General features: G+C 66.8%; 10 protein-coding genes and 1 pseudogene. 7 read left to right on the forward strand and 4 right to left on the reverse strand.

From position 1 onward, the window contains the following. Window positions 1–126 (forward strand): annotated as a pseudogene (locus JOZ00_RS18915) (aldose 1-epimerase); the annotation flags it as partial. Here JOZ00_RS18915 and JOZ00_RS18920 read toward each other — a convergent pair. The 4 genes from JOZ00_RS18920 to dnaK are packed head-to-tail and all read right to left on the reverse strand — an operon-like array spanning window position 123 to window position 4268. Beyond that, complete coding sequence (locus JOZ00_RS18920; protein ID WP_293346329.1) at window positions 123–509, reverse strand: helix-turn-helix domain-containing protein; 387 nt, start codon at window positions 507–509, stop codon at window positions 123–125. The pseudogene JOZ00_RS18915 and the gene JOZ00_RS18920 sit on opposite strands and share 4 nt — an antisense overlap. After that, on the reverse strand, window positions 509–1687 hold the full coding sequence (gene dnaJ, locus JOZ00_RS18925) for a molecular chaperone DnaJ (RefSeq protein ID WP_293346331.1): 1179 nt from the start codon (window positions 1685–1687) through the stop codon (window positions 509–511). The genes JOZ00_RS18920 and dnaJ overlap by 1 nt, the downstream gene beginning before the upstream one ends. A 50-nt stretch (window positions 1688–1737) precedes the next feature. After that, the gene (grpE, locus tag JOZ00_RS18930; RefSeq protein WP_293346333.1) at window positions 1738–2409 is read right to left on the reverse strand and encodes a nucleotide exchange factor GrpE; all 672 of its coding nucleotides are present in this window, start codon (window positions 2407–2409) and stop codon (window positions 1738–1740) included. Continuing rightward, window positions 2406–4268, reverse strand: a complete 1863-nt coding sequence (gene dnaK / locus JOZ00_RS18935) for a molecular chaperone DnaK (RefSeq protein ID WP_293346335.1) — start codon at window positions 4266–4268, stop codon at window positions 2406–2408. The genes grpE and dnaK overlap by 4 nt, the downstream gene beginning before the upstream one ends. A gap of 201 nt (window positions 4269–4469) precedes the next feature. Here dnaK and JOZ00_RS18940 point away from each other — a divergent pair, with 201 nt between their 5' ends. The 6 genes from JOZ00_RS18940 to JOZ00_RS18965 all read left to right on the forward strand — a co-directional run. Next, complete coding sequence (locus JOZ00_RS18940; protein ID WP_293346337.1) at window positions 4470–5432, forward strand: amidohydrolase family protein; 963 nt, start codon at window positions 4470–4472, stop codon at window positions 5430–5432. A 103-nt stretch (window positions 5433–5535) separates the two neighbouring features. Then, on the forward strand, window positions 5536–7014 hold the full coding sequence (locus JOZ00_RS18945) for an amino acid permease (RefSeq protein WP_293346339.1): 1479 nt from the start codon (window positions 5536–5538) through the stop codon (window positions 7012–7014). A gap of 140 nt (window positions 7015–7154) precedes the next feature. Next, complete coding sequence (locus tag JOZ00_RS18950) at window positions 7155–7751, forward strand: hypothetical protein (RefSeq protein ID WP_293346341.1); 597 nt, start codon at window positions 7155–7157, stop codon at window positions 7749–7751. Between the two features lie 70 nt (window positions 7752–7821). Next, the gene (locus tag JOZ00_RS18955) at window positions 7822–8430 is read left to right on the forward strand and encodes a hypothetical protein (protein WP_293346343.1); all 609 of its coding nucleotides are present in this window, start codon (window positions 7822–7824) and stop codon (window positions 8428–8430) included. A 128-nt stretch (window positions 8431–8558) separates the two neighbouring features. After that, window positions 8559–10196: an Hsp70 family protein gene (locus JOZ00_RS18960; RefSeq protein WP_293346345.1), complete on the forward strand. Its 1638-nt coding sequence runs from the start codon at window positions 8559–8561 to the stop codon at window positions 10194–10196. Window positions 10197–10465: 269 nt separating this feature from the next. Then, the coding region (locus JOZ00_RS18965) for a heterodisulfide reductase-related iron-sulfur binding cluster (RefSeq protein ID WP_293346347.1) at window positions 10466–12249 on the forward strand (1784 nt) is incomplete at its 3' end.

Below are 12249 nucleotides of genomic sequence, written 5' to 3' on the forward strand. Positions count from 1 at the left end.
CCGCCGTCAGAAGACCTGGTGTGCTTCGAACCGATGACCGCACCGACCGACGCCCTGAGCCGCGGCGGCTACCGGTGCGCCCGCCCCGGCGAACCGGCGATCGCCCAATTCTCAATCAGGGTCTAGCGGGACTTGCGGGGCTGCCACACCACCAGCGCGGTGCTTTTGGGCACCACCGCGACGTCGCGGCGCTGGTTGGCGCGCAACACGGCAACCTCATCGGCCATCTCCTTGAGCCGCTGCTGAAGCGCCTCAACCTGATTGGTCAGCTCGATGATGCGCTTGATGCCGGCGAGGTTGACCCCCTCGTCCTGGGAGAGCCGCTGCACCTCGCGCAGCAGGTCGACGTCGTTCTGCGAATAACGCCGTCCCCCACCGGAAGTCCGGCGCGGGCTCACCAGGCCGAGGCGGTCGTAGGTGCGCAGGGTCTGCGCGTGCATGCCGGCCAGCTCGGCGGCCACCGAGATCAGAAAGGTTCGGGCCTCGGATTCCCGCGAGTTCTTCGCCATCAGCGATTACCCGCCCATCCTGCCCGTGGGTCGAATCCGCTTGCCCGCTCCGCGGCCGCGTAGGCCTCCAGCGCCTCCTGCGCGGTGCCCTCCACGTTGGGCGGCACGGCCACCTTGACGGTGACGAGCAGGTCGCCGTTGCCGCCGCTGCGCTTGGGCACACCCCGGCCGCGCACCCGCAGGATGCGGCCGTCGGAGGTGCCCTTGGGCACCTTAACGCCCACCTTGCCGTCCAGCGTGGGCACCGAAATCGTTGAGCCTAGGGCCAATTCGGTGAAACTCACGGGAACGGTCACGGTGAGGTCGTCACCGTCGCGGCCAAACACCTTGTCGGGCCGCACATGTACGGTCACATACAGGTCACCCGAGGGGGCTCCGCGCAACCCGGCTTCGCCCTGCCCGGGTAACCGAATGCGTTGCCCGTCCTCGACACCCGGCGGGATCCGCACGTTGATGGTGCGGGTGCGGGTGGTGACGCCGGTGCCTTTGCACTCGTCGCAGGGGTGCTCGATGATCGAGCCGCTACCCCGGCAGTCGGTGCAGGGCTCGGAGAAACCGAACGCGCCCTGGTTGCGGTTGATCACCCCGGAGCCGTTGCAGGTGGGGCACACCTTCGGGCTGGTGCCCGGGCGTGCGCCGCTGCCATGGCAATTCGTGCACGGGGCCGGGCTGGTCAGCCGCAGCGGCATCGCCACGCCCTTGGCGGCCTCGACGAAATCCAGCTGGGTCTCGGTCTCGAGGTCGTTACCGCGGCGCGGCCGACTCGGCCGGGCGCTGGCGCCGCGTCCGAATAATCCGCCGAACAGGTCACCGATGTTGGCGCCGCCACTCTTACCCGCGGCGTCGAACAAGTCGTTGAGATTGAATTCGGCGCCATCGCCGCCGGCGCCGAACCCGCCGAAACCCCCACCGTCGAACCGGCGCCCGCCGAACCCGCCGCCCGCGAACAGGCGGCGGGTTTCGTCGTACTCCTTGCGCTTGGCCGCATCCGACAACACGTTGTGTGCCTCCGAGACCGCTTTGAATCGTTCGCCTGCGGCCGGATTGTCGGGATTGGCGTCGGGGTGCAAGTCGCGCGCTAGCTTGCGATAGGCGCGCTTGATCTCTTCGGGAGTGGCGTCAGAGGAGACGCCAAGCTCCTTGTAGAAGTCCTTCTCGACCCATTCACGCTGGGCCATATTGCGTCACCCCCTCTCACCTTTCTTTTCTTTTGTCTTGATTGTGTGGTCTATTCACCTGGCGCGTCGGCGTTATCGTCGGAGTCGGTCGGCTTGGATTGGGCAGCGCCCTGGGTGGACTCGCCGGCCGTGGCCGTCTCGTCGCCCGGGACCGTGTCGACGACGCCGACCAGGGCGTGGCGCAACACGTTCTCGCCGAGTCGGTAGCCCTGCCGCATGACAGTGCCGATGACCGGCTTGGAGCCCTCGCCGCCGTCGCCCTCGTGCTGCACGGCCTCGTGCAACACAGGGTCGAAGTCTTCGCCTTCCGCACCGAACGCGGTCAGGCCGAGACCGGACAGCGCGGCGTCCAACTTGTCGGCCACCGACTTCAACGGACCGGAATCCAGGTCGCCGTGCTTGCGGGCACGATCGAGATCGTCCAGCACGCCCAGCAATTGGTTCACCACGTCGGCCTTGGCCCGGTCCGCCGCGGCCTGCTGGTCGCGCAGGGCCCGCTTGCGATAGTTGGCGAAATCGGCCTGGACCCGTTGCAGATCGGCGGTCAGCTCGGCGACTTTGCCTGCCGACTCGCCCCCTGCCGGCCCGGCACCTCCCGGCGCCCCTTGCTGGGCGCCGGGAGGGACGTGCCGTACTTCCCCGGTCTCGGGATCGATTCGCCGCTTGTCGGTGACAGTTACCTGTTCAGCGGTGCCGTCGGCTTTCTGGTTTCCTTGCGTCACTTGGACTCCCGGTCATCGTCGACCACCTCCGCGTCCACAACATCATCAGCGGAGGCGGATGTGCCGCCGGCCTCGGGACCGCCTGCCGCGGCGCCCTCGGCCTGGGTGGCCTCGTAGATCGCCTGGCCGAGCGCCTGGGACTCCTGCCCCAGCTTCTCCATCGCGGCCTTGATCGCAGCGATGTCGGTCCCGCCCAGGGCCGTCTTGGCCTCGGCGATCGCGCCGTCGACCTTGGACAGCGTGTCCTCAGGAACCTTCGAGCCGCCCTCGGCCTCGCGTTGCTCCTTGACGAACTTCTCCGTCTGGTAGACCAACGATTCGGCCTGGTTGCGAACGTCGGCCTCTTCGCGACGCTGACGGTCCTCCTCGGCGTGCGCCTCGGCGTCCTTGATCATCCGGTCGATCTCCTCCTTGGACAGGCCGGAGCCCTCCTGGATTTTGATCGTGTTCTCCTTGCCGGTGCCCTTGTCCTTGGCCGTGACGTGCACGATGCCGTTGGCGTCGATGTCGAAGGTGACCTCGATCTGCGGGACGCCGCGCGGAGCCGGCGGGATGCCGGTCAGCTCGAAGGAGCCGAGCAGCTTGTTGTGCGAAGCGATTTCGCGCTCACCCTGATAGACCTGGATCTGCACCGACGGCTGGTTGTCATCGGCCGTGGTGAAGGTCTCCGACCGCTTGGTCGGGATCGTGGTGTTGCGTTCGATGAGCTTGGTCATCACGCCACCCTTGGTCTCGATACCGAGACTCAGCGGCGTAACATCAAGCAGCAGAACGTCTTTCACCTCACCCTTGAGGACACCCGCCTGAAGAGCCGCTCCCACCGCTACAACTTCATCGGGGTTGACGCCCTTGTTGGGCTCCTTGCCGCCGGTCATCTCCTTGACCAGCTCCGACACCGCGGGCATGCGGGTGGAACCACCCACCAAGACCACGTGGTCGATCTCGGACACCGAGATGCCGGCGTCCTTGATCACGGACTGGAAGGGCTGACGGGTACGGTCCAGCAGATCCTGTGTGATGCGCTGGAATTCGGCGCGAGTCAGCTGCTCGTCGAGGAACAGCGGGTTCTTGTCCGCGTCGACGGTGATGTAGGGCAGGTTGATCGAGGTGCTCTGCGAGCTCGAGAGCTCGATCTTGGCCTTCTCGGCGGCCTCACGCAGCCGCTGCATCGCCATCTTGTCCTTGGTCAGGTCGATGCCACTGGTGCCCTTGAACTTGTCGACCAGCCACTCGACGACCCGGTCGTCCCAGTCGTCCCCACCAAGGTGGTTGTCACCGCTGGTGGCGCGGACCTCGACGACGCCCTCACCGATCTCGAGCAACGAGACGTCGAAGGTGCCACCACCGAGGTCGAAGACCAGGATGGTCTGTTCCTTCTCGCCCTTGTCCAGCCCGTAGGCCAGGGCGGCCGCGGTCGGCTCGTTGACGATGCGCAGCACGTTGAGGCCGGCAATCTGGCCGGCTTCCTTGGTCGCCTGCCGCTGGGCGTCGTTGAAGTAGGCGGGCACGGTGATGACCGCGTCGGTGATGTCCTCACCGAGGTAGCTTTCCGCGTCGCGCTTCAGCTTCATCAGCACGCGAGCGCTGATCTCCTGAGCGGTGTATTTCTTGTCGTCGATCTCGATGGACCAGTCGGTGCCCATGTGCCGCTTCACCGAACGGATGGTGCGGTCGACGTTGGTGACCGCCTGGTTCTTGGCGGGCTGTCCGACGAGCACTTCACCGTTGCGCGCGAACGCGACGATGGACGGAGTGGTCCTCGAGCCCTCGGAGTTGGCGACGACGACGGGGTCACCACCCTCGAGCACTGCGACGACGGAGTTGGTGGTCCCGAGGTCGATGCCGACCGCACGAGCCATAGTGATTCCTCCTGATGTGTAGAGCTTTTTTGGTGTCACTATGCTGAGTGAACCTCGCTCAAGCCTGCTACCGGCGACGGTCTTCTGTCAACCTAGGCTTGAGTCCAGTCGACTCAACTTGTCGATTATGCTAACGGCGGCGGGTCGCGCCTTGTTCCCCGGGGCCGGAGAATTTCTTGCCGGGGTGCTTGAATCGAGGCCATGGACGGTCGGCTGCGCACCATCGCGCTCGAAGAGCATTACGCGACAGCGGAATTCCTGCGCGGGCCGGGCAGCTGGCTGGCGTCGCGGCCCGAGATCGCCGAGCCGATTGCCGACCTTGGGCCCCGCCGCATCGCGGCGATGGACGAGGCGGGCGTCGATCTGGCGGTGCTCTCCTTGGTGGCACCCGGCGTGGAACAGCTGGACGCGCAGGAGGCGGTGCGGCTGGCCCGGACCTGCAACGATGAACTGGCCGAGGCGATCGGCCGCCATCCCGGCCGGCTGGCCGGCTTCGCCGCCGTACCGACAGGCGCCCCCGAACCGGGCGCCGACGAGCTGGAGCGCGCCGTCAGACAGCTCGGCTTCCCCGGGGCGCTGATCAACGGCCACAGCCGGGGCCGCTACCTGGACGACCCCTTCTTCGATCCGGTCCTGAACCGGGCCGCCGCGCTCCGGGTCCCGATCTACCTGCACCCGACCATCCCGCCGGCCGCCGTCATCGAGTCGAGCTATGCCGGGTTCGCCCCCGAAGTCACGTTCGCGTTGGCCACGGTGGGCTGGGGCTGGCACATCAACACCGCCACGCACGTACTGCGCATGATCGTTGGCGGTGTCTTCGACCGCTATCCCGACCTGCAGATCATCATCGGGCACATGGGCGAGGCGACGTCGTTCATGCTGCCGCGGTTCGACGCCACTCTGAAACCGGAACTGACCGGGCTGCAACACCCGATCAGCACGTATCTGCGGCGCAACTTCACCTATACATTCGCCAATTTCAACGACATTGCGACGTACGCGAACCTGGTCGCGCAGGTCGGTGTCGAGCGCGTGGCGTTCTCGGCCGACTATCCCTTCGGGTCGATGACCAACGCGCGTGCGTTCTTCGACGGCCTTCCGCTCTCGCGCGACGACCGGGCGCGCATCAGCCATCGCAACGCCGAGAGGTTGCTGGGCCGGTAACGACCCGTTCGGACAGCAAAAGGAGACAGTCTCGGCCAAGAGTGGGCGTCGCGGCCCGAGGTGGCCTAGCTTAAACGTCGAACCGTTCGACGATAGGAGCTCGATGTCCGAGCAAGAGATCGCCGCCGAGCGGCTCGCGCGCGAAGACACGGGCTACCACAAGGCCCTCAACAACCGGCAACTGCAGATGATCGGTCTGGGCGGCGCGATCGGAACCGGTCTCTTCCTCGGTGCGGGCGGACGGCTCGCGTCGGCCGGGCCGGGCCTGTTCGTGGTGTACGCGATCTGCGGCGTCTTCGTCTTCCTGATCCTGCGCGCGCTGGGCGAGCTTGTGCTGCACCGCGCGTCGTCGGGATCCTTCGTGTCCTATGCGCGCGAATTCTTCGGCGAGAAGGTCGCTTTCGCCGCGGGTTGGATGTACTGCCTGAACTGGGCGATGACCGGGATCGTCGACACCACGGCGATTGCGCACTACTGCCACTACTGGCAGGCGCTCAACGTCATCCCGCAGTGGACCCTCGCGCTCGTAGCGCTGCTGGTGGTGCTGTCGATGAATTTGATCTCGGTCAAGCTCTTCGGCGAGCTGGAGTTCTGGGCCTCGTTGATCAAGGTGCTGGCGCTGGTGACGTTCCTGGTCGTCGGCACCGTCTTTCTGGTCGGCCGCTTCAAGGTCGACGGCCACGACACCGGCACTTCGCTGTGGGCCAGCCACGGCGGACTGCTGCCGGCGGGTTTGCTGCCGCTGGTGCTCGTCACCTCCGGCGTGGTGTTCGCCTACGCCGCCGTCGAACTCGTCGGCATCGCCGCCGGAGAGACGATCAATCCGGAGAAGATCATGCCGCGGGCCATCAATTCGGTGGTGTTCCGCATCGCGGTCTTCTATGTCGGGTCGACGGTGCTGTTGGCGGTGCTGCTTCCGCACACCGCGTACCGCGACCACGTCAGCCCGTTCGTGACCTTCTTCTCCAAAGTCGGTTTCAACGGGGCGGGCAGCGTGATGAACGTCGTTGTCCTGACCGCTGCGCTGTCCAGCCTCAACGCCGGTCTGTACTCCACGGGCCGCATCCTGCGGTCGATGGCGATCAACGGCAGCGGCCCGAAATTCACCGCGCCGATGTCGAAAAACGGTGTGCCGTACGGCGGAATCCTGCTCACCAGCGCCGTCGGCCTGCTGGGCATCGTGCTCAACGCCGTCAAACCGAGCCAGGCGTTCGAAATCGTGCTCCACCTCGCCGCGGTCGGCGTGGTGGTGGCCTGGGGAACGATTGTGGCCAGCCAGTTGCGGCTCTACTGGCTGGCGAAGCACGGCAGGCTGGAGCGGCCGAACTTCCGGATGCCGCTTGCCCCTTACAGCGGTTACCTCACGCTGGTTTTCCTCGTCGTCGTGCTGATCCTGATGCTGTTCGACAAGGTGCAGGGCCCGTGGTTGCTCGGCGCGATGATCATCGGCATCCCCGCCCTCATCGGCGGCTGGTTCCTGGTGCGCCATCGCGTGCTCGCGCTCAGCCAGGACGCGGCGCCCGCCTCCTCGCCCACCGAGCCGACGATGGCACCTGAATCCGTTGTGGAGCAACAGGACTGATTCAGACCCCGGGGCGGCGGGTCACGCCACGGTAAAGCTTCATCATCGGCGCCGCATCGATTCGTGCTTCGGTGCAGTAACTTTCGCTGGTTCATGCGTAACCTGAGTCCGGCTATTTGGAATGTCTCGGGAGTGGGCGCGTGCGATTTTCGGAGAAGACGCGGCGGGGTATTGCCGGCGGTACGTTGCTGCTCGCCGCCCTGCTGGCGAGTGCTGGGTTGGTATCGGGCTGCAGCTCCACCACTGGGGGTAGACCGGTCGCCGGGCCGGGAGCAGGCCCGACCGAGCCGTCGTTTCCCACGCCGCGGCAGACACCGTCGCCCCCGCCGGCCGCCTCCCCGGGTCCGAGCCTCGCTCCGCCGACTGCACCGGCCAGCCCCACCACGCCGGCCGGCGCCATCCCGCTGCCGCCGGACCCGAACGGCTACGTCTTCATCGAAACCAAATCCGGCGTGACGCGCTGCCAGATCAACAAGGACACCGTCGGCTGCGAGGCGCCGTTCACCAACTCGCCCCTGCAGGACGGTGAGCACGCCAACGGCGTCAGCATCAACGCCGGCGGCAAGGTTCAGTGGGTGCTCGGCAACCTCGGGGCCATCCCGACCGTGCAGATCGACTACAAGACCTACGCCGCGCTGGGCTGGACGATCACCGCAGCCGCCGACGGCACCCGCTTCACCAATGACCACACCCGCCACGGGATGTTCGTCAGTATCGACAAGGTGAACACGTTCTGAGCGGGGCGGCGTCCCCGGCGACCGGACGGGCATCAGAAGGTCGGCAGGTGGTGTCAGTACCATCGATGCCGTGGCACCCAACGGCCCACGCGACGACTTCCACAACCAGCCGACGCGGCATGCCGATTACGGCATGAGCGGACACCCGCCGCCCGGCGAGGCGCCGCCCACCGCTCCTCCGCCTTCCCCGTTCGATCGCAACGCGCAGACCACCAAGCGGCCCAGCGTTGACCAGGGCGCATTCGAGCAGCCCAGCGGAGAGCAGCCAGCGGCACAAGATCCATTCGACCAGGAATCCGAGCCCACCCCCTGGTACCGCAAGCCCATCTTGTTGGCCGCCTGGCTGGTATTCGTGCTCATCCTGATCGGACTGATCATCTACGGCCTGATGGAACTGCTGGGTGCAAACCAGGGCAGCACCCGGACCCCGACGACGAGCACCACCAGTACGACGACCACCACGCCGACGCCGACGCCGACGTCGACCACCACGACCACGACTCCGCCGAGCAGCAGCGCGGTCGAGGCACCCCCGGTACAGCAGCAACCGACCCAACAGCCGACGCGGCAGCCCTCTGCGCCCGCACCCACGCATCATCACCACCTGCCCCAGCTGCCGTCGGTGATCACGATTCCTGAGGTGCCGACGGTGATCACCGTTCCGCCCGGGCTGCGCTAACGATTCGGTTGCGGCCAGATCAAGGTTGAGCTGTCGAAGCGGCGCCCTACACTCGCTGGAATCCACGGCGGCTACGGTGAGACCGCCGGTCGGGCGGGGGCGAGACTACTGACACAGAGGTGCGGGATATGAGCGAGTCGCTCGGGCTATCGATCGGGGCGGCCAACCTGGTGGCGGCCCGCGCGGGTCGTGCCCCGGTGACTCGCAGTTCGGTGCTGACCCTGTTCGAGCACCGCCCCACCGAGATCGGCCTGCCCGAGGAGAACCCGAGCCTGACCGAACCCGGGCTGGTGTTAAGGGGATTCGTCGAACGCGTCGGTGACCGGGCGCCGCTGGTCGCGGCCGACGGGACGAAGTACCTCGGCGAGGTGCTGACGGTCGAAGCGATCGAGGCGTTGGCGCGCACGGTCGGCTACGGCAAACCGATCACCATCGCGGTGCCCGCCTACTGGTCCGATGCCCAGTTCAGCGCGCTGCGCGAGGAGTTCTTCGCCCAGCCCGATCTCGCCCGCGAGGGGGTGGCTCCGGCGCTGGTGTCCGATGCGACCGCCGCGCTCGCCGCGCTGCGCAGCACGCCGGGGTTCCCGGTCGACGGCGTTATCGCATTGTGCGATTTCGGCGCCAGCGGCACCACCGTCACCCTGATGGACGCCAAGTCACACTTTTCGCGCATCGGCCCGTCGGTCCGATACGCCGAATTCTCCGGTGACGCAATCGATCAGCTCATCCTGAACCACCTGCGGGCGTCCGACGCGACCGTCGCCGACATTGGCGCCACCACGCGGATCGGCTCGCAGACCCGGCTGCTCAGCGACTGCCGGCGCGCGAAGGAACACCTGTCGACGGCCGCGGAGGCGACGATCGCCAGGGCTCCCGGTGACGAAGTGCGGCTGTCTCGTCGGGAGTTCGACCAACTCATCGCCGAACCGCTCGACCGGCTGCTCGGCACCATCGCAGAGACGTTGCGGCGCAACTCTATTCCCGAAGCCAGGCTGGCGTCCGTGGCGGTTGTCGGCGGCGGCGCGAACATCCCGTCGCTGGCCGCGCGCCTGTCGGAGCGCTTCCGGGTGCCCATCCACGCCACCCCGCAGCCCGCGTTCAGCGCTGCCGTCGGCGCGGCAACGCTCGGCGACCAGCAGGGGTCGGCGGGGGCTCCGACCATGGCGGGTGCCGCCGTCGAAACGCCGACCCAGATGGTCAACACCGCCGGGATCGACATGACCCAGGCCGCCTGGGCCGCCCAGGCCACCGACGTCGACGGCGCCCTGGCCTGGTCGCAGGATGCCGACGACGCGAACGAACCCGTGCCCTACACCGGCCGCGACGCCACCGGCGAATACGGGCGCCAGGCGACGGCGTTCGACGACTCCGCGGAGCAGGGCGGGTTGCCCTGGTACAAACGCACTGCGTTGGTCCTGGGAGTCGCCGGCGCGGCCGCGGCCGTGCTGGTGGCCGTCCTGCTGGCGATCAACCTGTTGACGGCGAAGTCCAGCCCGCTGAACCCCAGCCCGGCGACCGAGCCGACGCCTCCGCAGACGTCGCAAACCGTGACCATCACCGGGCCGAACGACACCACCACCGTCACGGTCATTCCGCCGCCACCGGCGTCTTCCGAGCCGGCGACCACGACCACGGAACCGCCGACGACGACCGCTACCACCGCCACGACGACGAGCGCCCCGCCGACCACGACGTCGCAAGCGACCACCACCCAGTCGCAGCCAACGACCCGTGACAGGCGCTTCGAACCCCCGTCCCGGCGCTGAGGGCTCGCGCTTTCGCCTGTGTTCGTAGCGTGTGCGGGGGTATTCCGCGTGACGTGGACGACACTGCGTCGGCAAAAGCGGTGGCGCTGATCACGGCCACGGAAGTAACACGGCCATGCGGGCACTAATGCAGCAGGCCAGAGGCATCGATGAACGCCAAGTTAGGGCAGCCTTTCTCGCATCGAAAGCTGCGGAGATGCAACTATGAGCAGGGCTTAGCAGGCAACTAAAGCGCAGCCTGAATCAACAATGCATTGGGGAGACTTTCTGTGACAACGCAGATGCTCATCAGACTGGTCGTGGGCATGGCCATGACGCTGGTCGTCGCCGCACTCGCCGGACGGCGTGTCCTGTGGTTGTTCAAGCTGATCACGTCCGGGCGGCCGGCACCGGGGCACACCGACGACCCCGGCCAGCGAGTCTGGGCTGAGGTCTCCGAGGTCTTCGGGCAGCGGAAGCTGCTGAAGTGGTCGATCCCCGGCCTGGCGCACTTCTTCACCATGTGGGGATTCTTCATCCTGCTCACGGTCTACATCGAGGCCTACGGCCTGCTCTTCCAGCCGAACTTCCACATCCCGGTCATCGGCCGGTGGGACGCGCTGGGCTTCCTGCAGGACTTCTTCGCGACCGGGGTTTTCCTCGGTATCACCACCTTCGCGATCATTCGGGTGCTGCGCAGCCCGCGCGAGATCGGCCGCGCGTCCCGGTTCTACGGCTCGCACACCGGCGGCGCCTGGCTCGTGCTGTTCATGATCTTCAACGTCATCTGGACCTACGTGCTGGTGCGCGGGTCCGCGGTCAACAACGGCACGCTGCCCTACGGCAATGGAGCTTTCCTGTCGCAGCTGTTCGGCGCGATCCTGCGGCCACTTGGCCAGCCCGCCAACGAGATCATCGAAACGGTGGCGCTGCTGCTGCACATCGCGGTCATGCTGGCGTTCTTGATCATCGTGCTGCACTCCAAGCACATGCACATCTTCACCGCGCCGATCAACGTCATCTTCAAGCGGCTGCCCAACGGCCTGGGGCCGCTACTGCCGCTGGAGTACGACGGCAAGCCGATCGACTTCGAAAACCCGCCCGACGACGCCGAATTCGGCCGCGGCAAGATCGAGGACTTCAGTTGGAAAGCCATGCTGGACTTCGCCACCTGTACCGAGTGTGGGCGCTGCCAATCGCAGTGCCCGGCGTGGAACACCGGCAAGCCGCTGTCGCCCAAGCTCGTCATCATGGACCTCCGCGACCATTGGATGGCCAAGGCGCCCTACATCCTGGGCGATAAGGAAGGTCCCCTCGAGAGCACGCCGGAAGGCGGGATCGGCGAGGAACTGTCCGGCGAGAAGCACGCCGAGATCCACCACGTCCCCGAGTCGGGCTTCGGCCGCGTCGTCGGGTCCGGGCCGGAGCAGGCCACCCGCCCGCTGGTCGGCACCGAGGAGCAGGGCGGCGCCATCGACCCCGACGTGCTGTGGTCCTGCGTGTCCTGCGGCGCCTGCGTCGAGCAGTGCCCGGTGGACATCGAGCACATCGACCACATCATCGACATGCGGCGCTACCAGGTGATGATGGAATCGGAGTTCCCTTCGGAACTGTCGGTGCTGTTCAAGAACCTGGAGACCAAGGGCAACCCGTGGGGCCAGAACGCGTCGGACCGGACCTCCTGGATCGACGAGGTCGACTTCGACGTCCCGGTCTACGGCGAGGACGTCGACAGCTTCGACGGCTACGAATACCTGTTCTGGGTGGGCTGTGCCGGCGCGTATGACGACAAGGCCAAGAAGACCACCAAGGCCGTCGCCGAACTGCTGGCCGTCGCCGGCGTGAAGTACCTGGTGCTGGGCACCGGGGAGTCCTGCAACGGCGACTCGGCACGCCGCTCGGGCAACGAGTTCCTGTTCCAGCAGCTGGCCGCCCAGGCCGTGGAGACCCTGGACGGGCTGTTCGAGGGCGTCGAGACCGTCGACCGCAAGATCGTCGTCACCTGCCCGCACTGCTTCAACACCCTGGGCCGCGAGTACCGGCAGCTGGGTGCGAACTACAGCGTGCTGCACCA

The organism is Mycobacterium sp. (assembly GCF_019243155.1).
Classification (GTDB): Bacteria; Actinomycetota; Actinomycetes; order Mycobacteriales; family Mycobacteriaceae; genus Mycobacterium.